A 23,875-nucleotide genomic window follows, 5' to 3' on the forward strand; every position below is an offset into this window, starting at 1 on the left:
GTCGAGCCCGCCACGGTGGCCCGCGCTCGGGCAGCGGGCGCGCGGGCGTACCTCTCGAAGTCGGGGCTCGGCGGCACGCTCGCCCGCACTCTCCGCGAGGTTCTGGGCGATGGCCCACTGCCAGAGGCGTCCTCGGCCTTTCCATAGCAGGCCTCCGACGAGTGACGGACAGGAGTATCCATCAGGCGCGGCGTAATCTTCGGTTAGGTTGGGGCTTTATCCTCCGTCCGCTCGGCCTCAATCCGTCGGAGGTGCCCCTTAACCGTGTTGTACGCAAGCCCCGTCCGACGCGCCATCTCCGCCTTCGCCACGCCGCCGTCAAGCATGCCCTCGAGTGCGCCCCGGTGCTGGTCGAACGTCGACGGCCGCCCGAGCACCTTCCCCTCGGCTCGCGCCCGCTCCAGTCCAGCAATCGTCCGTCGGCTGATCTTCTGGGCCTCGTACTCGGCGAAGTAGCTCAGCACGCCCAGCAGCACGTGGGACACGAGCTCGTTCTCGGTCGAGAGGTACGGCTCGGTGTAGGACCGGAACCGGACCCCGAGCGCCTCGAGTTGCTGGAGGTAGGCGACCGTCTTGCGGATGCCCTCGCGGCTGAACCGGTCGAGGCTCCAGAAGACCAGCGTGTCGAACTCCCGCCGCTCGGCGGCCTCGAACACGGCTGAGAACGCCGAGCGCTCACGACGGCCCTTCCGGCCGGACTCGCGGTCGACGAACTCCCGGAGCGTGCCGTCGGGGCGCGCGAGGTCGTACCCCTCCTGCTCCAGGAAGCGGTGGAGCTGGCGCCGCTGGTTCTCCTCGGTCTGGGTGGGGCGGCCATCCGCCCCGACGTCGCGCTTGGACACGCGGAGGTACAGGGCTGCCCGCTTCTTGGGTGGTGGAGGAAGCGATGGCAGGTCAGTGGGCACGGTCGGGACGGGTGAGGCGGGCACGTTATATATGGGCGGCGTGCGGGGGTGTCAACAACCGCTCGTTTCTTGCCGCCCCTGGCGGTGCCGGTCGGACCGGCCCGTACGGCGCGTAGAGCGGTGCGTCTGGGGTACCCCTTTCCTGACACCTCCCGCCCCGGTGGGGCCACCCCCATGCCCGTCGAGTTCCTCTCCGACGACCAAGCCGCCCGCTACGGCCACTTCGATGGGCCACCCACGGCCGACCAGCTCGCCCGCTACTTCTACCTCTCCGACGCCGATCGGGCTGTCGTTGACGAGCGGCGCAACCGGCATGGGCGGCTCGGGTTCGCTGTCCAACTCGGGACCGTCCGATTCCTCGGCACCTTTCCCGCCGATCTCAACGAGGTGCCAGCCGTCGTTGTCCACGCGGTGGGCAACGGGCTCGGCGTCCCGGACCCAGAGGCTGACTTCGCTCGCTACCTCCGCCGCGACTCGGCACGCCGCGAGCACGCCGCTGAGATCCAAGGACGCTACGGGTACACGACCTTTGGCGATCCATCGGAGTCGTTCCGCATGGTCCGATGGCTTTACGCTCGAGCGTGGCTCGCGGCCGAGCGGCCGTCGGTGCTCTTCGACCTCGCGACCGCCCGGCTGGTCGAGCGGAAGGTGCTCCTTCCCGGCGTGACCGTGCTCGCGAGACTCGTCGCCCGCGTGCGGGCACGGGCTTCGGACCAGGTGTACGAGGCGCTGGCGCGTCTCCCAACGGACGATCAGCGCAAGCGGCTCGAGGATCTGCTCGCCGTTCCGGAGGGCGACCGCGTGAGCCGACTCGAACGGCTCCGCCGCTCGCCCGTCCGGGTTAGCGGCCCGGCGCTCGTCGAGGCCTTGGGCCGGGTGGAGCGAACGCGAGCACTCGGCGGGTTCGACGACTCGGGCGTGCCCCCGGCCCGTCGGGAAGCGCTCGCTCGCTACGCGATGAGCGCCTGGGCGCGGACTCTCTCACTGATGCCCGAGGCCCGCCGCGTGGCCACGCTCGTCGCCTTTGCCGAGCACGTCCAGCGAGCCGCACTCGACGACGCACTCGATCTTTTCGGGCTTCTCGTCGAGAGTCTCTTCCGTGACGCTGAGCGGGACGGAAAACGCGAGCGGCTCCGGCGGTTGCGAGAGTTCGACCAGGCCGCTCTCCGTCTCTGGGCGGCGGTCGAAGTGCTACTCGACCGGGGCCTCTCGGCCGATGCTCTCCGAGAGACAGTCTTCGGTCGGATCAGCCGTGCGGAATTGGAGGAGGCAGGCGAGACCGTAACCGAGATCGCGCGAGAGCCCGGCGACCGCTTCCACGACGAAGTCCTCGCCCGCTGGCGGTCCGTCCGACGGTACCTCCCGTCGCTCCTGGAGACGGTCACCTTCGAGGGCACGCGGTCGGCTGCGCCTGTTCTCGATGCCGTCGACTTCCTGCGTGAGCTGGAGGAGCGGACCGGACGGCCCGCGATGGGCGAGGCTCCACTCAGCGTCCTCACACCAGCATGGGAGCGGCTCGTACTCGCCGACGGGGGCGGACCCGCTCGGAAGCCGTACACGTTCGGTGTGCTCGACGAGCTACTCGGTGCCCTCCGGCGGCGAGACGTATTCGTCCCTGGGAGTGGGCGGTGGGACGACCCACGTGCGAAGCTGCTCCAGGGCGAGCGGTGGGAGCAGACGCGGCCCTCGGTCTGCCGTGCGCTCGGTCGCGCACCGTCACCGGACGACGAGCTCGCCGCGCTCCAGTCGGAGCTCGACGAGGCGTACCGGCGGACGGCCGCGAACCTGGACACGAACGAGGCCGTCCGGATCGAGCAGACGGCAGGGCGTGACCGGCTCGTCGTCACGCCGCTCGACAAGCTCGATGAGCCCGAGAGCCTGGTCCACCTCCGGGCCGCCGTCCAGGCCCGGATGCCCCACGTCGAGCTCCCAGAGCTCCTCCTCGAGGTCGAGGCCTGGACCGGGTTTACCTTCGCGTTCACGCACGCGAGCGAAGGACGTGCTCGTGCCGAGGGCCTCGACGTCAGCCTGTGCGCGGCGCTCTTGTCCGAGGCGTGCAACGTCGGGCTCCGCCCGTTCTCACAGGTGGGGACCCCGGCGCTCACCACGCGGCGACTCTCGTGGGTGCTCCAGAACTACGTCCGAGCCGAGACACTCGTGGCCGCGAATGCGCGCCTCGTTGACTACCAAGCGACGATCCCTCTCGCTCAGGCGTGGGGTGGCGGCGAGGTCGCCTCGGCCGACGGACTCCGCTTCGTGGTCCCCGTCCGCACGCTCAACGCCGGACCCAACCCGAAGTACTTCGGCGTCGGACAGGGCGTGACGTACTACAACTTCACCAGTGACCAGTTCACGGGCTTCCACGCCGTCGTGGTGCCGGGCACGCTCCGGGACTCGCTCTACGTGCTCTCAGGGCTCCTGGAGCAGCAGACGGGGCTGGAGCCGACGGAGATCGTGACCGATACGGCGGGCTACAGCGACACAGTTTTTGGACTTTTTTGGTTGCTCGGCTACCAGTTCAGCCCGCGGCTCGCAGACCTCGGCGACGCCCGGCTCTGGCGGATGGACCGAGCGGCGGACTACGGGCCGCTCGACGGCGTTGCCCGCCAGCGCGTGCGCACGAGCCTCATCCGTGACAACTGGGACGACCTGCTCCGGGTCGCCGGGTCGCTCAAGACCGGCGCCGTCGGAGCGCACGAGATGATGCGGGTGCTTCAGCGTGGCAACCGCCCGTCGACGCTCGCGAAGGCCGTCGGCGAACTGGGCAGGATCGCGAAGACGCTGTTCCTCTTGGCATACGTCGACGACGAGGCGTACCGGCGGCGTGTGCTCACGCAGCTCAACCGTCAGGAGAGCCGTCACAAGCTCGCGCGGACCGTCTTTCACGGGCAGCGCGGTGAGGTCCGCAAGCGGTACCGGGAGGGTCAGGAGGACCAACTCTCGGCGCTGGGGCTCGTCGTCAACGCGGTCGTGCTCTGGACGACGCGGTACCAGCAAGCCGCCCTCGACGCGCTCCGGTCCGAGGGCGCCGAAGTCCTCTCCGAGGACGTGGCCCGTCTCTCACCGCTGGGCACGAAGCACGTCAACGTGCTGGGTCAGTACCACTTCGAACTGGCCGTTGCGCGAGGCGAACTCCGGCCACTCCGAGACCCGGCGGCCCCTGACGAGGGGTGGAGCGGCCCGGCCTAACGAAACTTCACCGCGCGTCTACCGGACAATCCTGTTCCGTTACTTGTCGGAGGCCACGGTCACGCGCTCGAACTCGTGGCCCATGTACACGTCGAGCTGGGGGGCGACGGACTCGTCCCACACCTGGGCCGCCGGGAGCCGCTCCAGCCGAGAGCGGTTGACGTCGACGAACCGCTCTTAGAACCGGAACGCAGCATCCGCGACGCGGGGCCTCACGCTCAGACCCTGCGGGAGTAGGTCCGTACCGCGACCGCTGAGGCCCTCGAGGAAGAGAGCAAACATCCTCCGCACGTCCTCGACCCCCTCGCCCTTGATCCGGTAGTACGTCGGCCGGCGGCCCGGCCCCGTCCTGGGCTCCACGCCTGCCGGCGGGTCCCCCCGCTCCACGATCCCGGAGCCTTCGAGGACGACGAGGTGCTGAAAAACGGTCGCCTTCGTGAGACCCGTGCGGCCCACGAGAGACTGTAGGGTGGCCGCGCCGGACTCGCTCATCGCGCGGAGCATGTCGAGACGGTACGGGTTGGTCATGGCCTGGGCGACCCGAATCAACCGATAGGTAGGGTCGTCAATCGGGGGCGGAGAAGGCGACCGAGTTGGCATGACGGAGAACGAGGGACGGTCCAGTCTGGGCACTTCACTCCCGGCGCTGCTCCACGCGAGTCCGCTCGCCCGAGCAGTGGGCGCTCATGGACTTCCATTGAGGTGCTCCTGTAGTTCTGAGACGGACGGGAGGGCGGCGTTCCTGAACAGCTCGAACACGACCCGCGACCGCTCCGAGTTGGAGTACCCGGCCGTGAACGCGGCGACCACGTCGTACTCGGGCACGACGAAGATCATCTGGCCCCCATTCCCGCTCGCGTAGACGACCTCGACGGACTTCTCCCCGTATCGGACCGTGTCGGACCACCAGAGGTACCCGTAGGCGACCCCCGAGATCTCCGTTCGGGGCCGGGCCGAACGCTCGACCCACTCCTCGGAGACGACTTGTCGCCCGTCCCACTCCCCACGTTGGAGCACGAGCATCCCCACCTTCGCCATCGCCTGCGGGGTCAGCAGGAGGTGCCCCCCGGCGTCCACCTTCCGCCCGCCGTCGAACCGCGCCCACCGGTAGTTCTCGATCCCGAGCGGAGAGAACAGAGCGGCGGCGAACGCGGCGAGGTCCCGGCCTGACCCCCGAGCGATGGCCTCTTCAAGCGCGACGACGCCCCCCGTGCAATACCGCGTCGTGTCGCCGGACGCGTGCGGCCTCGAGAGCGATAGGAGGTGCCCGACCCAGTCCTCGGAGCGGTACATACGGTCCTCCTGTCCCCACGTACCCGGATCGCCGTCGTCGCAGTCGAGCCCGCTGCTCACCGTCAGGAGGTGTCGGATCGAAATGTCCCCTTTGTCTTGGATGTCGGGGTACCCCGCTCTGAGGTAGTCCATGACTGGAGCGTCAACGCCTGCCACGGCTCCTCGCTCGACGGCGATGCCCGTCAGCGGCGATGTGACGCTCTTCGTCGCAGAGCGGATGTCGTGGGGGTTGTCGCGGCCGTGCCCGTTGTAGTACTCCTCGAACGCCAGGACCCCGCCCCGGACGACGAGCATGCTGTGGAGCCGGTGGTCCCCCTGAGCCGCGATCTGGGCCGAGGCGTTGTCGAGGTACGACGCGACGAGCCCGACGGACTCGGGCGTGCCGGTGGGGAGGGGATTGTCCTCGGCGATGGGACCTACGACGTCTTCGGCCGAGGAGCACCCTGCGGCGACCAGGGTCAGCGTGAGGAGGGTCCGGAGAGTCATCGCGAGCGGGTTCTGTGAGTTGCCGATGGGGGATGCGCCTCGGCCTACTCCAAGTGGATCACGCGGAGCCGGTCCGTGGGGACCGGTACGGACTGGTCGGAAAGGAGGTACTCGCTCACGTACAGCGTGTCTCCCGAGGCAGAAACGCCGAGCCCGTTCGGGTTGGTGAACGTCGCCTGGCCCGCCGGCCCGTCGTCCCGCCCTGGCTGCCCCGTGCCTGCGACCACCCTCATCGTTCCGTCGGTCGCGAAGGCGACGACCTGGTGGTTGCTCAGGTACGTGGCGTACAGCGAGCCGTCGGTCCACACCATGTGGCCGACCGTGAGCGAGCCCAACGGGGGTTGCAGGGGGAGAGACGCGAACGCGGTCTGAGACCCGTCGGGACCGAGCTTGGTGATCCGACCGTCGAAGATGTTCGCCACATAGATGTACCCCTCGTCGTCTATGGCGATGCCGACAGGTCCACGCAGGTCTCCCCCGACGGCGAAGTCCTCGACGGTCCCGTCCGGATGGATCCGGGTGACGCTGTCTCCGTCTCCGAACCCACTGGGGTCGCCGTACTGCGTCACGTAGATGCTCCCGTCCGGTCCCTCGATCAGGTCGCTCGGACCGTCGGCCACGGTCGCGAACGTGCGTAGGGTCCCGTCACCGACGATCTGACTCACCTCGCGCTCGCGGAAAGCCGTGGTGAGAAGGCGGCCGTCCCTCGTGGCGAGCACGTGGATGGGCCCCCCAACTCCGGTGGCCACCGTGTCTACTACGCCACCGGACACCCGGTATACGTCTCCGCCCAGAAAGCCGCTTGTCGCGTACACCCCCCCGGTCGGAGCGACGTGCAGCCCGTCCATCCTATAGTCGTCGTCGAAGAAGAGGCTGGAGACGGTCTGAGCCGCCCCGTCCTGGGCCGTGGTCACGAGGAGGGCCACGGCGAGGGCAACGAAGTGGGGGAGGCCGGCGAGCGTCCGTCGGGGAGAGCGCAAAGACATGTCACGGTGGGCGGTGTGACCGACAACCTCCCGAACTCGCCCGGCGCCGACGTCTCAAATGACGGTCTCCTGGTCCCGTGGTTGGGGATGAGACCACTCATGGGACCGCCGCTCACTGTCCCCGCGAGTCCGACCGTACCTCGATGATCACGTCGCCTCTCAAAGGCCGAGGAGTATCCAACGGCGCAGCCCTCTTCCGATAGGCCGAAGGCGTCTCACCCGTCCGCTGCTTGAACACCCGGTTAAACGAGGCCTTGCTGCTGAACCCAGAGTCGAGGCCAATTGCGAGGATCGTAAAGTGCTCGCAGGCCGGGTCGGCGAGACGCGCTTGGGCTTCCGACACCCGGTAACCGTTTACGACGTCCGCGAACGAGCTCCCGATCCCCTGCGAAAGCACGCTAGACAACACACGGCTCGACATCCCCAATCGATCGGCGAGGTCCGCAAGGCGGATCTCGGGGTTGAGGTACGGGCGTTCGACGTCCATCAAAGCCCGCAGTGCCTCAACATGAGGGCCCCACTCCGCTGAGGGCTGCGCCTCGTGCCGGAGCGGGGGCAGCGGGAGGGTCAGGTCCGGGAACACAGCGTGAGGACGTTGCAGCAGGCGGTACCCGACGACAGCCAGCAACGCAGCGAGCGACAACGGGACGAGGTAGTCGAGCCAGGCCCAGAACCTCCCTGTGGCGATGAGCACGCCCACGTTCACGGCCACGGCGGCTGCGTAGACGCCAAACAGCGTCGTCAACTGGCGGAGCCCCGCCAGCCGGTCCGCGTCCGCCCCCGCGGCCTCCCGTTGGTATCTGGCCGTGTAACGCGCCACCAGTCCAATGGCTGCGGCGGCGTACGCCACAGACTGCAACCCGTACAATCCGATGAACACGAACGATACGGCCGGACGCCCGACGTCCACCAGATCGTGATCGAAGCCTGGAGCCCACGCGAACGCCGCGGTCGTGAGAAGCTGGAGCGCCACGGGCGTCGCGTGGACCGCGTCCTCGGGCTCCCACCGAGACCGCTCTGGGAAAAGGCCCCGGACGTACCCGTAGAACAGCGGGTTCACGAGCAGCCAGAGCGTGTTGACGACCGAATGGAACGACGGTCCGGGCCAGGTCACCGCTGAGAATTGGAGCGCCATGTCGCCGAGCAGGACGGCGAGAACCAGGATGAGAACGCCCAAGAACCTCCGCGACCACTCCGACCCTGCCTGGGTGCGCGTGAGGAGAACGAGGCCGAGCCCCAGCCCGTGAACCGCGGCGAGGGCGAAGACGAACCCCGACACAGACAGGACGGGCGTCGTCATACCCCTCCCCCTTGAAAACCCCTCCCGTCTCGGGGGCCACGAGCGGGGGTGTACAGCCCGAGAAGGAGTCGGGGACGGCGACCGAGAGCCGGTCTCGGGGGCGTAGACGAGGTCAGGGTGGAGTCCATGAGGAGGGGGTGGTCGTTCGCCGAGGGCCGTACGAACTCGAAAGCCGGGGGGTGACGTCGCACTACTGCGATGCGGTAAAGCGGTACTACCACAATGTCGGGCCCCCGCCCTACCCGGCGGTCTCATCCCGCGCGTTGGGACCTGGGAGGATCAATTTGAGACCGCCGTGCCCGGTATGAGCGCCGTTGATCATACCGGACACGCACGCGTCGCCCACTCCGAACGGACTACGGAGAGTTTGGGACCGCCGCACAGGCCGCCCGCGGCCACGTGGAGCCTGCCTGCCCGATCTGCTCTCCAGGTCTGTCTCATCTCGCAAGATGAGACCTGCTACCGAGATGGAGAGACGACGTGGTAGACGGAGGTGCCGAGGTTCCACCCTTCGGTCGCCCCGTCCGGGAGCACGCTACACAGGCCACAGCCAGACCCGTCCCATGTCCACGCCGTTTCACCTCTTGATCATCGAGTCAGACCACGCCCTGCGGGCGACTCTGGCGAGGGCGGGCTCTCGTCTGACGACCAACGCCACAGTGTCCGCTGTCTCTTGCCCGAGCGAGATCTCCGGGCAAACGCTCTCGACGCGCCCCGACCTCGTGTACGTCGGTCTCGGTCGCTCCGCACCGGGGTGGAGCGCGGCCCTCTTCGACCTCCAGCAAGAGGACTGCTTCGCTGGAGCAGTTACGGTCGTCGACGCGTGCCGGAGCCCGGAGCGGCTCATCTACGCTTTCAACGCGTTCGCCAAGAGGTCGACGGTGGTGGAACGGTCGTTGAGCTGGGACGCGCGACTGGCCGTTCCGGTGGCGAATCGGATCGCGCTCGTCAAGGTCGGGGACATCTGCTGGATCGAAGGGGCGGGGAAGTATGTCCGGATCCACACGCGCGGCAAGGTCTACCTCCTTCGAGAGCTCCTCCAAGACCTGGAGGTCCAGCTCGACAGCTCCAAGTTCATCCGGATCCACCGGTCCACAATCGTAAACGTCGACTGCATCGCGACGCTCGAGCACGCCGGTCGCGGCGAGTACATCGTGCACCTCGGAGACGGCGCCGAACTCAAGCTCACGAGGTCCTACCGCTCGCACCTCCACACGTTGACCGGGGGGCTCGTCGGTGACCCGCCCCCTACTGCGCAGCCAAGGGACTGAGCAGAGCGCCTGCGACGATCGGGGGAGCGTCTGCGACGTTCGGCCCACGAGGGCAGCGGCCCCACATACCCTCTGGACGCGAGTGAGTCTGCCAGCCCAGAGGCACCGCAGACGAGCCGTGGTTGACCGAGCACTTTCGGGGGTTGTGTCTCGAAAGAGTCCAGGACCCCGGTCCGGCGTTATACCTCTCCGGACCGGGGGTTCTGCCGCTCCCACCCTCCCATAGCCCTGTGTCTCCTTGCATCTACAAAACTGAAAACGGGCGAGAAGCCGTCATGCGGTGGTACGACGACCAAGTAGCGTCGCTCCCGTTCGAGACCGAGCCCCAGTTCGTCGCCACACCGTCCGGACGTACCCACATTCTGGTCGCTGGGCCCAAGGCCGCCCCCCCCGTCCTACTCCTCCACGGCATGGGCATGAACGCGGCGGCGATGATCGGAGCCGTGCGCGCGCTCGGAGAGGACTTCCGGGTCTACGCCGTGGACACGGTCGGGATGCCGGGGAAGAGCGACGGCACGCGGCCCGAACGCAACGGTGAGGGCTACCCCCTCTGGCTCGAGGCCGTGCTCGTCGAGTTGGGCTTGGAGTCCGCCCACTTCGTTGGCGTCTCGTTCGGGGGATGGATGATCCTCAAGCTCGCCGCCCGAGCCCCGTCCAGAGTTCGGACCGCGTCCCTCTTGGACACGGGGGGACTGGTGCCGTTCACGTTGCGGGGGCAGCTCGTCGCGGGTCTCGGCGCGGTGCGCTACGTCCTCCGTCCGACGCCCGGGAACGGTCTCCGGGCGGCTCGGCCGCTCTTCGCCTCGGGCGCCCCGTTGGACCCGGACTTCGTGGTGCTCCTCACGCTCGGGTACCGGCACGCGAAGCTCGACGTCGACCGGAGCGGGCTCCCCGTGATCAGAGCCGAAGATCTCTCGGGGTTCGATGGTCCAGCGTTCGTGTCTTTTGGAGCGGAGGACGTGTTCTTCGACGTGGAGCGGGCGTGCGCACGGGCGTGGGTCGTGCTCTCGGGCCTGGAGACGTGTGAGATCATCCCGGAGAGAGGCCATGCTCCGACGTCCGACCAAGGAGCTCTCCTGTACGACCGCGTCCGGAGCTTCCTTTTCAAGCACGCGGTATAGCGCGACGCTAATCGCCGACGTTCTCGGCTCAGCTAAGCGCCACCGTTTCCCCGGCTCCGTTCACTGCAGTGCTCCGTGCTCCGCGCGGGTGGACAGCCTTCTTAGACCCCTGTGACTGTCGCTGGTCCCTCGTCCACGGCCTCACTGAATCGCGGGGCCTGCAGGGCGGACCAGGCGTCGCCGACGGGACCGCCTTTCGCGCAGCTAGCTGGACCAACCCGCCGTTTCTAATGATCGAGTGCCGTGAGGTCCGTGCTAGACGCTGGCGGTGACGGGTCCGAGCGCGACCTCGATGCGCTCGCTACGAGGGGACACGACTGTGCCCCAAGCCTGTGCCCCCGGTCCGGTTAGAGGGCGAGTCCACCCCTCGAGGGGGGCTCTTGGGGACAGAAAAGGGGGCCGGCAGACCGGTCGAAGGGAGCTTTCGAAGACTGGATCCGCGCACGTGCCGGGCACTCCACCTCGAACACCACCCTAACCCCCATGCGATTGTTACTCCGCGCAGCCGAACCCCTCACGAGGCTCCTTCGGTACTCGCTCGTCCTGCTAGCGGCGCTCGTCGGTCTGGCGGCGGCTCCCTCCGCCCAGACGGGTACCCTCACCGGTCTCGTCACGGACAACGTCACCGACGACCCCATCCCCGCAGCCACGGTCCGGCTGGAGGGCACAATCCTCGGCGTCTCAACCGACGTGGAGGGCCGGTACACGATCCCCCGCGTCGAGCCCGGCGAGTACACGCTGGCCGTGTCGTTCGTGGGCTACCGGACGTACCGGACCGCGGTCACCGTCGAGCCCGGCGAGACGACCGTCGAGGACGTCGAGGTCGAGGTCGACCGGACCGGCCTCGACGAGGTCATCGTGACGGGGCAGGGGAGAGGCGTGGAAGCGAGGAGGCTCTCGACGACCGTGGAGTCGATCTCGGCCCGCGACATCGCCGAGATCCCAGCCGCACAGATCGAGGACATCCTACAGGCCAACCTCCCGAACTCCCAGGTCCGGTTCTCGTCCGGCCAGCCGGGCACGGCGACCCTGTTCCGGTCGCGCGGCGTGACGTCGGCGAACCAGTCCACGACGCCGGTCATCTACATCGACGGCGTCCGCGTCGACAACCTTAACACGGGCGCCGCGCTCGGGCTGGGGACCGGCGGCGCGCAGTCGAGCGCGCTTGCGGACATCCCGATCGAGAACATCGACCGGATCGAGTTCGTCAAGGGCGGCGCCGCGAGCACGCTCTACGGGTCCGACGCCGGCAACGGCGTGCTCCAGATCTTTACCAAGAAGGGCGTCTCGGGAGGGAGTACGCTGCTCTTGGAGACACAGCTCGGGTTCAACACGGCCACGCGCGACTTTCTCCGGTTCCAGGAGACCGCCGACATCCTATTCGAGTCCGGCGCCGTAACGGGGTACCGCCTGTCCGGCAACGGCGGCGCCCAGGGCCTGACGTACAGCTTCTCCGGCCGCGCCCTCGCCGACGACGGGTTCCGGCCCCGCAACGAGAACCGCCGGTTCGACCTGCGCTCGAGCCTCAGCGCCGTCATCAACCCGACCGTGACGTACACCGGCACGTTCGGGTACGGATCGAACGCGTTCCAGCGCGACTACAACGCGAACGCCAACTTTTCCCAGTTCCAGAACCTCGAGGCCGGCGGGTTTGGACAACTCTCTGACCTGAGCCGCTCCGACATCGACTCGATCCGGTCGAACGTTCGGTCGATCGTGGACCTCTCGAACGTGACGACCGACGTCCGGCGGTTCCAGACGTCGCAGCAGTTGCAGTTCAACCTGTTGCCGTCCCTGTTCGCACGCGTCGTCGGCGGGATCGACTACCGGGTCAACGAGGACCAGCAGGTGGTCACGAACGAGTACCAGATCGCGGGCGGGTTCGCGCCGGCGGGGACGTCCGACCAGGGCTCGATCAGCCGGTTCCAGCGGCGGTCCTTCGGCCTGACCCTCGACGCGAACGTGAGCCACTCGGCCGAGATCGGGGCGTTCTCGTTCCTGACGAACGTGGGCGGCCAGCTTTTCCGGAGCGACGACGACCAGACGCAGATCACGACGACGGACGTGACCGAGGGGTCGCTCACGATCAACAACTCGGCCGACCAGACGGCCATCGACCAGATCCTCGAGGTCGCCAACTACGGGGTCTACGTCGCTGAGAACGTCGGCTTCCGGAACACCCTGTTCTTCGACATCGGCCTGCGCCTGGACGGCAACTCCGCGTTCGGGGAGGACGTCGGGACGGTGCTGTACCCGCGCATCGGGGTGGCGTACACGCCGTCCGAGGAGGCGTTCTTCCAGCGGATCGTGCCGTCGTCGTTGCTCTCGCTCAAGCTGCGGGCCAACTACGGCGAGGCCGGCAACTTCCCGACGCCGTTCGCCCAGGTCCGCACGCTCGCCGTCAACCCGTTCCTGGGCGTCCCGACCTTCACGTTCGGTGCGGCAGGCGACTCGGAGTTGCGGCCGGAGCGGATCAGCACGACCGAGTTTGGGGCCGACATCGGCCTAGCCAATAACCGGATCATGGTCGAGGCGTCGTACTACGATGCCGTGACGAACGACGCGCTCTTTAACGCGCCGTTCGCGCCGTCGACGGGTCAGGCGAACCAGCTCCGGAACATCGGCGAGGTTCGCAACCGCGGGTTCGAGATCTCGACCTCGGCTCAACTCGTCGAGACCCAGAACCTGTCCGTGCGGCTCAGCGGCTCGTTCAACACGCTCGAGAACGAGGTGGTCTCGAACGGCGGGACCCCGGAGTTCAACGTCGGCGGGTTCACGTTCCTCGGGACGTTCGTCGACGAGGGCCAGCCGGTCGGGTACCTCCGGGGCAACCGACCCGTCTTCGCCGACGACGGGAGCATCGGCGTGGCGAGCGAGGCCACGACGTTGGGTGACACCGAAATCTCGGCGGGCGGGCTCTTGGTCGAGAACCTCGCGGCGCTGGGCAGCCCGGTCCCGAGCGCGTTCGGCAACCTCAGCCTGTCGGCGCGGTACCGCGGCCTGACCTTTCTGGTGTCGTCGGACTACCAACTGGGCGCGCAGGGCGTGAACACGGACGAGGTGCTCCGCTACTTCGGCGAGACCAACCGCGTCGCCGCTCTCATCGGAGACGACGGCGCCCGGCTCCGCCAGGGCTTTATCGACGGCGACCCCGAGATCCTCGCCGAGATCGCCGCGCTCGATGGGCAGGCCATCGAGTTGACGCAGGGTCTCGTGCCGGCGCGGTCGGTCACGCTCTCGGCGCTGGGCGTCCCCGGATACAACTTCTTCAACCTGGCCGGCGCATGGGTCGAGGACACGGACTTCCTCAAGATCCGCCAGATCTCGGCCAGCTACGAGGTCCCGTCGAGCGTCGTCGGGCGGTTGGCGTCGGGGTTAGTAGAGGGCCTCCGCATTCAGGCGGCCGTCACGAACCCGTTCAACTTCGCGACCTCCAACTTCGACCCCGAGATCACGGGCGCGAATGCGAACTCGCAGAACGGCGTCAACGTGGGTGGCTTTGGGTTTGGGACGGAGTCGCCCGCGCGCCGCTTCCTCCTGACGCTCGGCGCCCGCTTCTAGACCTGCCCTTACCAGTCCGCGGACGGCGTCTTTCCCGTCCGGGACCTCCACCCCGATTCCATGACGACCCAACTCAAGCGCTTCTCCGGCGCCTTCGCCCTCGGCGCAGCCCTGGCCCTCGCCGGCTGCGACTTCGGCAACCCGGCCACGGTGTTCAACCCCAACCTTACCGAGGACAACGTGCTCTCGACGCCGCGCCCGCTCACGGCCTGGACAGCGGGGCTCGAGCGCCAGGCAGCCCTAGCGCTCAGCGGGACCATCCCGGGCGCCGAGATCTTGTCCGACAACTACGTCAACACGTTCACCTTCTTCAACCAGCAGTTCGACGGGCTCAACATCTCCTACACCGAGTCCGACATCAACACGATGCTGTTCCGGTGGTCCGACCTCCGGGAGTCCGCCATCTTTGGTCACCAAGTGGTCGCAGAGCGTGACGCTGATGCGACGCCGGACGCGATCGCGCAGAACTACTTCTACGAGGGAATCGCGAACCTCTACCTCGGGCAGCTCTTCGTCGGCGCCCCCCTCGAGGGCGGGGGCGTACCCGGACCGCCTGAGCAGCTGATCGGCCAGGCCATCGGGGCGTTCGACCAGGCCCTCGCGACGACGACGGACACGGACGCGCGCGTGGGGTACCAGCTCGCCCGTGCGCGCGCCTACCACGCCATCGGGGACCGGGCGAACGCCGTCGCCGACGCCCAGGCCGTCCTCGACGCCGACGCCGACTTTCTCTTGGCCATCCGGTACAACGAGAACGAGGGGAGCGGGCTGTCCAGCTTTATCGAGGACGCCATCTACGACCGGGCCGGCTCCGACGACCTCCAGCCGCTCCCCCGCCTCGACTTTCTCGATCCCAAGCTGGCCCTCGGCAACGACGACGTGGCGGTCCCGCTGTTGAAGGCCGAGGAGGCGTCGCTCATCTTGATCGAGGCCGCCCTCGCGACGGCCGACCTCGAGGGCGCGAAGGGGATCATGAACGACCTTCTCGCGCTCGTTGCGGCGCGGCCTGTCGCTCGCGTAAACGACGCCGCGGAGGGCCGGACGGGGCGCCCGGACACGGAGGGCTTCGAGGTCCGGGCCAGTGCCGCTGACCCGTTTCGGAGCGGGCTCGTGCTGGCGCGCGACCAGGACGTCCCGGTCCCGTCCGTCTCTGGAACATCGGTCACGGCCGACGATGTCGCGGCGCTGGGCACCGTCGAGGACGCCGTCGAGACGCTGTACCTCATGCGGCAGGAGATCTTCATCGCGGAGGGCCGGCGGATGTTCGACCTGGGGGTCCGGTTCCCGCTCTCGGAGAACGAGGTGTTGGTCAATTCGAACGTCGAGCTTGGGCCGTTGACGACACCGTTCGTGCCGGCGCCGCTGGAGCCGCTTCGGACGCAGTTCGACGACTTCTCGACGGACGGGACGCGGGTGACCGTGTCGGTCAACCTCAACCGAGTCCTCTCCCAGAACAGGTCGGACCCCGCCTTGGTGCCGTTTTTCTAAAGTCCGAACGCCGGCCGCCAGCCTCGGGATCGGCCGAGGTTCAGCAGCGGCTGAGTGCGCACCACGGCTTCTCGCACGGCCTGGGTCCTTCTACCCAATCCGTAATGCCAGCGGCATTACGTCTCCATCGTACCCGTGTCCCATCACGTCATCTCACGGCGAACGGCAACGTCCTCCGTCGTCGTCCTCGCCGTCCTCGCCGTCTCCCCCGCGTTTGCGAGGCCGTTCGTGGTCGCGGGGCCGTCGATGTCTCCCACGCTCCTCGTCGGGGACAGGGTGGTCTCTTCTCAGTCCGCCTACAGCCTGCGGATACCGTTCTTGGAATGGACTCTCTTTCGGACCGGAGACCCCGATCGCGGAGACGTGGTCGTGTATCACGACGCGGCCAAGAACGCGACGGGGGTCAAGCGGATCGTTGGACTCCCTGGCGACGAGATCGAACTGCGAGCGAACGTCCTCTACGTCAACGGCGTCGAGGCCGAACAGCTACCCATACCACTCCGAGCCTTTAGATCCGTCCCTATGCAGAACGACCTCGGTCGCCGGGTTGCGGAGGAGAGGATGGGCCGAAAGCGGCATCGGATCACCTACACCCCGGGCGAGAGCGGACGGGCTAGCTTTGGCCCCGTCCGCGTCCCAGAGGGTCACTGCTTCCTCCTCGGCGACAACCGAGACAACAGCGCGGACTCACGGTACGTAGGGGCCGTCGCCCTCGGTCAGCTCAGAGGCCGATTGCACGTGGGGGGAGATGCTGGGGACTGAACCGGGAGCTCCTCTGCAGACCGGCGGCCCCGCGGCCGGGTCGGTGCTGCACGAGTCGGGGACGACGAGCGGACCCCGCTCTTCCGCTCTCCGAGAACGAGGTCCTCGTCCCCCTGGACGTCGAGCTCGTCCCGTCTCTCTAACCCACCGACGTAGCGCAGGCGTGCCGCGGCCGTCGCCCCGGACCGGGCGCCGCGCGGTGGACGGCCGAACGTCGAACAGCCCGCCTCTACGGAGGCACCGCGACATGCCCCACCTCCTGACTGCCGTCCTCGGGCTGGCCTGTCTGTCGTCCTCGCTTGGCGCGCAGACCGACCCCACCGTGGGCGCCCAGCCCCTCGACCCCCCCTTCCAGACGGAGCGCTTCGAGTTCGACGTCGCGGGCCAGACCCTCGTCGGGCTGCTCGACCGGCCCACCGGTCGGGACCCCTCGTCCACGGTCATCCTGGTGCACGGGTACGGAGAGACGGACGTGGCCGCCGGGAACGGCTACTACGACCTCCGGGCTCGACTCGCCCGCGTCGGCGTCAGCACCCTCGTGTGGGACAAACCGGGGTGCGGCCAGAGCGGGGGGGAGTTCGACATCGACCAGCCCGTCCAGAGCAGCGCCGACGAGGTGGTGGCCGCCGCCCGCGCTCTGGGGGAACGGGGCTTCGAGACCGGACCCGTCGGCCTGTGGGGGATCAGCCGCGCGGGCTGGGTCGCCCCCCTCGCCATGCGGGACGAGCCCGACCTCGCATTCTGGATCTCCGTCAGCGGACCCGACGGCAAGGAGAACGCCCGGTACCTCCTGCGCGAGAACTTCCGGATCGAGGGCCGGCCCCCTGAAGAGGTCCAGACCCTGGTCGGCGAGTGGCAGGCCCGGTTCAACACCGTCTGGCAGGACGGGACCTACCAGGACTACCTCGACGCCGGCCCGAACCTCGACCGAGACCCGTTCATGGCCTTCATGGGGTGGTCCACGCTCGCGTCCGAGGACGACTTCTACTCGTACCAAGAGGGGTTCCGGACGGGCAACCTCACCGTGGACGAGGACGACGAGCTGATGGTCTACGTCCCCGGCTTCGCCTCCCTCCTCGCCTCGATTAGGAGGCCCGTCTTGGCCCTGTTCGGGGAGGACGACTCGAACGTGGACTGGCGGCGGACGGCCAAGTTGTACCGAGAAACCGTCGGCGCCAGCGCCGACGCGTCCTTGACGATCCGGGTCTTCCCAGGTGCCAACCACAACATCAAGGTGTGCCGTGCCTGCGGCGTCCGAGAGATGACGAGCCCGCCCTGGGACGCACCGTACGCAGAGGGCTACCACGACACGATCGCCGACTGGCTCGTCGCCAATTCGTTCGGCGAACGGTAGACGACGGCGCGGGGACCCAGCCGCGTGACCGTCGGCCCCATTCCACCGAACCCGACGAGGCCGAGGCCTCGAGGACGCGCGCTCCTCTCCCCGTACGACCCGGTGCCTAGACATGCGCACGGACGCCACAGCCTTCCCCCTCACCACTCATTCCCCCCCGTCCATGACCCGTACTCTCGCCCTCGCCGCCGTCTGCCTTCTCGCTGGGTGCGACGAGACCGGACCGTCTCTCCTCGACCCGGCCGAGGTCAACGTCCTCGATCTGTCCCAGAGCGCCGCCGAGTTGGTCGGTACGTGGGACCTCACGACCTGGACCACGCTTGGACCCAAGGGACGGCCGGTCACCGAGCCCGTCACGGGGTACCAAGAGTCGTACGCGTTCCGAGCAGACGGGACGGTCACGGTCACCGAGAACGGCGAGCCTATGGAGACGACGTTCGACGTGCGGCCTCCCGAACGCACCGACGGAACACGGGGCGAGGTGGAGGTCCTGTTCATCGGCGGCAGAACGGAGACGTTCGGCGTGCGCGACGACCAGCTCTTCTTCGACCGCCGTCCTGCCGACGGTGCGCTCAACGAGTACCGGCGGCGGCCGGGTCCGCCCGCCCCGCCCCCTCCGTCCACGGCTGACGTCCGGTCCCCGAGTACGCTTTGACCAGCCCCCGCTCCTGGCCGCCAGGACGCCATGAGCTCAGCGATCGAGCTCCACAAGACACCCTCCCCACCTAATCCCCCCCCATGCGCTTCGCCATGCTCCCCCTCTTCCTGGCCCTCGCGCTCCCCGTGGCGGGGTGCGCCACGCTCTTCAGCGGCTCGACCGACACAATCTCGTTCGACTCCGACCCCGCCGGCGCCGAGGTCGTCATCGATGGAATCACCCAGGGACGGACGCCGCTCACGGTCCCCGTCAAGCGGCCCGGACTCTCCCACCAGTCCGTCACCCTCCGCATGGACGGACACGACCCCGTGACCTTCCGACTTCAGGACGGCCTCAACAGGGTCGCGCTCCTCAACATGTTCGTCCCCATCGGTTTCATCGTCGACGCTGCGACCGGATCCGTCACGAAGTACTCGCGGACGAGCTACACCGTCGACATGTCGCGGGGCTCCGTCGCGTGGGACATGGATAGCCTGGACCGCACTGCTGAGGGAGCGGTCGTTCTTCCCGAGTCACAGAGGGGGGACGTCGTCGTGAGTGACTCGGCGACCCGTCTGACCTACGTGTTCGGCCGGTAGACCGAGGTGACCGGACGGGGAAGCACGCCCCCTCTCTGGAACGCGCCGTTCTCTCGGGGCGCTCCCGTACTGCCTCGAACGCGATCACGTGACCGTTCCACATCCGAGAACGACATACCCATGCTCCACTACTCTTCCACAGGATCTCCAGACGGGGAGACGGTGGTCTTTCTCCACGCTGTCGGAATCGACTCGTCGATGTGGACCCCGTTTTTGCCGCTGCTTCTCGGCGTGCGAGCGGTCCTAATCGACCTGCCGGGTCACGGGGGAAGCCGTGACGTTCCCTGGGTCTCGCTCGAGGAAGCGGCGCGACAAGTCGCCGACGTCGTCCGGCATGTTGGGGCCGAAGGTGCCCACGTCGTTGCCATTTCGCTGGGGAGCTACGTCGGCCTGACGCTCCTGAGCCAGCACCCCACGTTGTTCCGGACCGCTTTTCTAAGCGGCATCCATGCCGGCGGCATGAAGCGGCGGTGGATGATGCGGTTGACGTCGCTGATCTTGGCCCCGATCGCGACCCGGCCGTTCTTCGCGCGTAAAACGGCCGCCATGTTCGGAGCGAGTTCCGACGAGGTCGACCGGTTCGTCGTCGGCGCGGGCAAGACCCGTCCGGCCGCGTTCAGGTCGGCGACGAACGACGTGGTCGATTTTCGGCTGCCTCCCGACCTCGACCTCATCGAGACGCGCGTCGTCTTCGTCGCAGGGTCCAAGGAGCACGAGTTGATCCTGGACTCCCTTCCCCTCTTGGCCCAGCGCCTACCGAATGCTCGGTACGAACACGTTGAAGGAGGAAACCACGGCTGGCCCGGCTCCGCACCGGACGAGTTCGCCCGACGTCTTCGGACGTTGATGTCCAGCGCCGCATAGGATCCGATTACCAATCGCTTTCGGAGCCGAGAGCCGACCCGGGGCGCGGTCTGCACCGCCGGTGTGGAGACCGGTTGGTCCGGCTCTGGGTCCGGCTCGCACCGCTACAGGTCCGGTCCGTCCCTTCCTGCGGAACGGCCGAAACCTAAACCGCTACGTCGCGGATGCCTCCTCCCCCACCGATCTCGACATGGTCCGCACGCTGCTCGTCATCTCCGCGCTCTTCGCTATGCCCTTCGCTATGCCCCCAGCCGCCCAGACGCTGCCCTTGGCGCTTGGAACCGACGCGAGTGGGACCGTCGGCCCTAGCTCGGTACCCACCTATTCCATCGACCTCGAGGCCGGTACGTTTGTGGCTGGGGCGGTGCAACAGGGAGCCGACGTCGTCGTGACCGTGACGGGCCCGGACCGGGCAACGGTCGTCGAGACGGACGGCACGGCGCACGGGCTCGACCCGTTCTCATTCTCGGCCGAGCACGCCGGGACCTACACCATCACGGTGGCGCCCTACCAAGATGCCGACGGCCCCTTCTGTATCGGGCTCACCCGCGTTGAGCCGGTGGCCGAGGACGCCGCCGGCCGCGTCCGCCAACTGTTCGCCGACTATGACCACGACGGCGAGCCGGGTGCCCTCGTGGCCGTCGTCCGAGACGGCGAGGTCCTCCTATCTGACGCGTTCGGCGGGGCCAACCTCACGCACGGCGTCCCCATGACGCTCGACACGCGGACCAACATCGGCTCGACATCGAAGCAGTTCACGGCCCTCGCGCTCGTCATGCTCGAGGAGCGCGGCCGGCTCTCCCTCGAGGACGACGTCCGAGAGTACGTCCCGGAGCTCCCGGACTTCGGCGAGACCGTCACGCTCCGTCACCTCCTGACGCACACCAGCGGGTACCGGGAGGTCTACAACCTCCTCATCGTCGGGGGCCGGCGCGTCCTCGAAGGCGACGCCGTGGACCGGCGCGAGCACGTCGAGGCCGTCCAACGGCAGCCCGCGCTCCAGAACGCGCCGGGCGCCGAGTGGAACTACAACAACACCGGCTACGGGCTCGCAGCCCTCGTCCTAGAGCGCGTGACGGGCCGAGCGTTCCCGGACTGGATGGCCGAGAACGTGTTCGCGCCGCTCGGCATGGACGACACGGTCGTGCGGGCGGCTCCAGGGGCGCTGGTGGTCAACAGCGCCCAAGGCTACGTCGTGGCCGACGATGGGTGGCGCGAGCGCCAAGACCTCGGCGCGTCGATGGGCGCCGGCGGCGTTTACTCGACGGTCGGAGACCTCGCCCGCTGGATGGCCCACTACGCCGAGCCCACCCTCGTCTCCGCCGAGTCGGTCCGCCAGATGACGACGCCCTACGTCCTCTCGACCGGCGAGGCGACGTCGTACGGCCTGGGCCTGTTCGTCCGCGACGACGGGGGCCGTCGGCACGTCCACCACGGCGGATCCGACACGGCCCACCGCTCCGCGTTCTCGTTCTTCCCCGACCTCGGCGCCGGCGTGATCGTGCTGGCGAACGCGCCGACCGACGTGGACGGGCTCGCGCGCCGCTCGCTCCGAGCGGTAGCGCCGGACGTGTTCGGGGACCCGCCCGTCGAGAGCGCCGAGACGGATGAGCCTGGCCTCGACGCGGCCGACTTCGACGACGCCCTGTTCGACGACTACGCGGGCCGCTACGCGCTGGACGCAGCGCCGGCGTTCGTCCTCGAGTTCCGGCGCGGCGATGACGGCGGCTACCTCGCCCAAGCGACGGGCCAGCCCGCCCTCGAGATTCTGCCGACCTCGGACTCGACGTTCGTGCTCGCGGCCGTCGAGGCCGGTGTCACCTTTCACCGCGACGCCGACGGCGCCGTCCGGTCGGCCACGTTCCATCGGAACGGAGACAACCGGGCCTCAAAGCTCGACGCGGAACCGATGGCGGACGCTGTGCCGATCGTCCTCGAGGACTACACCGGCCGCTACGTCAGCGACGAGATCGAGACGTTCTACGCGCTCGCCGTCGAGGACGGCGTCCTTATGGCGCGAACGCGGCGGAACCCGAAACCCCTCGTGCTTCAGCCGTCCGGCCCGGACACCTTCGCGTCCGACCTCGGCCCCACACTCTCCTTTGAACGCGACGCGACGGGCGCGATTACGGGGTTCACCCTCGACGCCGACCGCTCTCGCGATATCGCGTTCCGGCTCCTCGGCTGAACGTGCCACAAGGACTGAACGTGCCACACGGACTGAACGTGCCACACGGACGGCCAGAGAGAGACGCGGAGGCGTATGGGCCTTCCCAATCACGGTCCGTAACGCCCACAACTGATCAACCACCTGAGCCTCACCACGACCCGGAGCCGAGCCATGAGAACAAGCCACACCCCGTCACCTCTCGTACTCCTCCTTCTGGCGGTGGGGTGCTCGGTGTCAGAACCACAGGCGGAGCAGCCCTCCGTGTTCGACACCGTGACGTACGTGGAGGGCCGAGACTTCCTGTCCGAGGTCCCCGTCGACGTACGGCGAGGGAAGGTCTACCTCGAGGCCGAGGCGGGTGGGCTCCCGTACAGCTTCGTCCTCGACACCGGCTCCCCCACCATCCTCACCCGGAAGGTGGCCGACGCGCTCCGCCTAGAGATCCGAGGGCAGTCCACCGGGGTCGACGCCAACGGCACGCCCGTGACGATGGACCTCGCGGTGCTGGACCGGATCAAGATCGGCGACGTGGTCTTCCGGGACGTGCCCGTCTTCGTCTTCGACGACGTGATCCCCGGGGCGGCGGGGTGCCTCTTCGACGGGGGCGTGATCGGGTCCGAACTCATGCCCCTCGCCAACTGGCAGATCGACCTCAACCGGGAGCGGATCGTCCTCGCCAGTGACACGGGCGACCTGGACCACGTGGAGGGGGCCGCTCGGGCCGACCTGATCGTGTCCGGCTACCCGTTCATGCCCGTCGTCCCCCACCGCATAAACGGTTCTTTCGCCGACAACGCGCTGTTCGACACGGGGAACACGGAGGTCCTGCACCTGAACGCCAGAGCGTTCGAAGAACTCCGACGCCAGGGCCTGGTCGATTCGGTCTCGGCGACCGCGTCCGGAGTGTTTGGAGGGTCCGCAGGGGAAAAAGCAGAGGACCGAGAGTTCTACCGGGTCCCCCTCGACCGCCTGTCCATTGGGGAACTGGAACTGGTCGACCTCGAGGTCTGGACGCGAGCCGACATCCCCTCGCTGATCGGGGCGAGGGTCCTCCGGTCACACGTCGTGACGCTGGACTACTCGGGTGGGAACGTCTATTTCTCGCCGTATGCCGCCGTCGAAGCGCGGGAGCCGACGTTCGGATTCCGGCCCTCCATCGACGGGGAGGTCGTCCGCGTGGGGTTCCTCAGAGCGGGATCGTCCGCTGAGGAGGCGGGCCTCCAACTGCACGACCAGATCGTACGAATCGACGGCGCCGACCTGTCCAATGTGAGCGCGGACGAGCTATGCGGGGTCTTCGACTACCTCCTGAGCGTGAACGACCGAGACCGCGTGAGCATCGAGTTCAAGAGCGGGGACGAGGTCAGGGTGGCAGTCGTCGGCAAGGACTGAGCGTATGCTCTCTGGGGGTCCTAGCATGCAGACCCGTAAAGCATCGGGCTCCGGAGTGCGTTCGTCCGGTTGAGCACTCTGCTCTCCGGTCGTCGGAAGCAGAGATCAGGCACCAGGCGAGGTCGAGTCCGACGCGACGGCGTGAGTACGACTAGTCTCACCTCGTACCACAACCGATCGGATTGTAGGAGATGGCATTCGCTGTTGTACGTTTGCTCCGCGCGCCTACCAAAGCCCATGTCGGTACCCGACGCCCACCGTCCAACCCGGCCCGCGCCCTCGAGGCCAAGCCGCATCTCGTCCAAGGGCCAACTCACCGTCCCCAAGCCCGTCCGCGACTACCTCGGCCTCGAGGCCGGCAGCTCCGTCGAGTTCGAGGTCACGGCCGACGGCGACGTCGTCCTGCGCAAGCGGCCCGACACCGCCCGCCCGCTCCGGGGCTTGCTCTCGGCCTACGCCCTCGACGGGCCGGCTCCGACCGTCGACGACCTCGAGGA

18 protein-coding genes and 1 pseudogene are annotated in these 23,875 nt (G+C 68.1%); 13 read left to right on the plus strand and 6 right to left on the minus strand.

Going from position 1 to position 23,875, the window contains the following annotated elements:
- Positions 1 to 203 precede the first annotated feature (203 nt).
- On the minus strand, positions 204 to 929 hold the full coding sequence (locus tag WBA11_RS14845; RefSeq protein WP_424521441.1) for a recombinase family protein: 726 nt from the start codon (positions 927 to 929) through the stop codon (positions 204 to 206).
- A 150-nt stretch (positions 930 to 1,079) separates the two neighbouring features.
- Between WBA11_RS14845 and WBA11_RS14850 the strand changes: the two genes are divergently transcribed.
- A complete protein-coding gene (locus WBA11_RS14850) occupies positions 1,080 to 4,094 on the plus strand; it encodes a Tn3 family transposase (RefSeq protein ID WP_424521442.1) in 3,015 nt (1,004 codons plus the stop codon).
- Positions 4,095 to 4,133: 39 nt separating this feature from the next.
- Here the strand turns inward: WBA11_RS14850 and WBA11_RS14855 are convergent.
- From WBA11_RS14855 to WBA11_RS14875, 5 genes and pseudogenes are all read right to left on the minus strand, one after another.
- Positions 4,134 to 4,256: pseudogene (locus tag WBA11_RS14855) on the minus strand (hypothetical protein); the annotation flags it as partial.
- A gap of 15 nt (positions 4,257 to 4,271) precedes the next feature.
- Positions 4,272 to 4,622 carry an ArsR family transcriptional regulator gene (locus WBA11_RS14860; protein WP_424521443.1) on the minus strand — a complete coding sequence of 117 codons (351 nt, stop codon included), beginning with the start codon at positions 4,620 to 4,622 and terminating at the stop codon, positions 4,272 to 4,274.
- 156 nt (positions 4,623 to 4,778) lie between these two features.
- Positions 4,779 to 5,873, minus strand: a complete 1,095-nt coding sequence (locus tag WBA11_RS14865) for a serine hydrolase domain-containing protein (protein WP_424521444.1) — start codon at positions 5,871 to 5,873, stop codon at positions 4,779 to 4,781.
- Positions 5,874 to 5,917: 44 nt separating this feature from the next.
- A complete protein-coding gene (locus WBA11_RS14870; protein WP_424521445.1) occupies positions 5,918 to 6,859 on the minus strand; it encodes a virginiamycin B lyase family protein in 942 nt (313 codons plus the stop codon).
- Positions 6,860 to 6,971: 112 nt separating this feature from the next.
- Positions 6,972 to 8,159 (minus strand): helix-turn-helix domain-containing protein, encoded by a 1,188-nt coding sequence (locus WBA11_RS14875; RefSeq protein WP_424521446.1) that lies wholly within the window; start codon positions 8,157 to 8,159, stop codon positions 6,972 to 6,974.
- A 659-nt stretch (positions 8,160 to 8,818) separates the two neighbouring features.
- Between WBA11_RS14875 and WBA11_RS14880 the strand changes: the two genes are divergently transcribed.
- The 12 genes from WBA11_RS14880 to WBA11_RS14935 all read left to right on the plus strand — a co-directional run.
- Positions 8,819 to 9,430 (plus strand): LytR/AlgR family response regulator transcription factor, encoded by a 612-nt coding sequence (locus WBA11_RS14880; RefSeq protein WP_424521447.1) that lies wholly within the window; start codon positions 8,819 to 8,821, stop codon positions 9,428 to 9,430.
- A 275-nt stretch (positions 9,431 to 9,705) separates the two neighbouring features.
- The gene (locus tag WBA11_RS14885) at positions 9,706 to 10,551 is read left to right on the plus strand and encodes an alpha/beta fold hydrolase (RefSeq protein WP_424521448.1); all 846 of its coding nucleotides are present in this window, start codon (positions 9,706 to 9,708) and stop codon (positions 10,549 to 10,551) included.
- 483 nt (positions 10,552 to 11,034) lie between these two features.
- Positions 11,035 to 14,112: a TonB-dependent receptor domain-containing protein gene (locus tag WBA11_RS14890; protein WP_424521449.1), complete on the plus strand. Its 3,078-nt coding sequence runs from the start codon at positions 11,035 to 11,037 to the stop codon at positions 14,110 to 14,112.
- 60 nt (positions 14,113 to 14,172) lie between these two features.
- Positions 14,173 to 15,600, plus strand: coding sequence for a hypothetical protein (locus WBA11_RS14895; protein ID WP_424521450.1), 1,428 nt, complete (start codon positions 14,173 to 14,175; stop codon positions 15,598 to 15,600).
- Positions 15,601 to 15,735: 135 nt separating this feature from the next.
- Positions 15,736 to 16,362 carry a signal peptidase I gene (gene lepB / locus WBA11_RS14900; RefSeq protein WP_424521451.1) on the plus strand — a complete coding sequence of 209 codons (627 nt, stop codon included), beginning with the start codon at positions 15,736 to 15,738 and terminating at the stop codon, positions 16,360 to 16,362.
- A 247-nt stretch (positions 16,363 to 16,609) separates the two neighbouring features.
- Positions 16,610 to 17,716 carry an alpha/beta hydrolase family protein gene (locus WBA11_RS14905; RefSeq protein WP_424521452.1) on the plus strand — a complete coding sequence of 369 codons (1,107 nt, stop codon included), beginning with the start codon at positions 16,610 to 16,612 and terminating at the stop codon, positions 17,714 to 17,716.
- Between the two features lie 163 nt (positions 17,717 to 17,879).
- Positions 17,880 to 18,371 (plus strand): hypothetical protein, encoded by a 492-nt coding sequence (locus tag WBA11_RS14910; protein WP_424521453.1) that lies wholly within the window; start codon positions 17,880 to 17,882, stop codon positions 18,369 to 18,371.
- Between the two features lie 95 nt (positions 18,372 to 18,466).
- Positions 18,467 to 18,952, plus strand: coding sequence for a PEGA domain-containing protein (locus WBA11_RS14915; RefSeq protein WP_424521454.1), 486 nt, complete (start codon positions 18,467 to 18,469; stop codon positions 18,950 to 18,952).
- A gap of 120 nt (positions 18,953 to 19,072) precedes the next feature.
- Positions 19,073 to 19,816 carry an alpha/beta fold hydrolase gene (locus WBA11_RS14920; RefSeq protein ID WP_424521455.1) on the plus strand — a complete coding sequence of 248 codons (744 nt, stop codon included), beginning with the start codon at positions 19,073 to 19,075 and terminating at the stop codon, positions 19,814 to 19,816.
- A 190-nt stretch (positions 19,817 to 20,006) separates the two neighbouring features.
- Complete coding sequence (locus WBA11_RS14925) at positions 20,007 to 22,004, plus strand: serine hydrolase domain-containing protein (RefSeq protein ID WP_424521456.1); 1,998 nt, start codon at positions 20,007 to 20,009, stop codon at positions 22,002 to 22,004.
- A gap of 243 nt (positions 22,005 to 22,247) precedes the next feature.
- Positions 22,248 to 23,378, plus strand: coding sequence for an aspartyl protease family protein (locus WBA11_RS14930; protein WP_424521457.1), 1,131 nt, complete (start codon positions 22,248 to 22,250; stop codon positions 23,376 to 23,378).
- Between the two features lie 237 nt (positions 23,379 to 23,615).
- The coding region (locus WBA11_RS14935) for an AbrB/MazE/SpoVT family DNA-binding domain-containing protein (RefSeq protein ID WP_424521458.1) at positions 23,616 to 23,875 on the plus strand (260 nt) is incomplete at its 3' end.

The sequence above is a fragment of the Rubrivirga sp. genome (genome assembly GCF_049648075.1).
Classification (GTDB): domain Bacteria; phylum Bacteroidota; class Rhodothermia; order Rhodothermales; family Rubricoccaceae; genus Rubrivirga.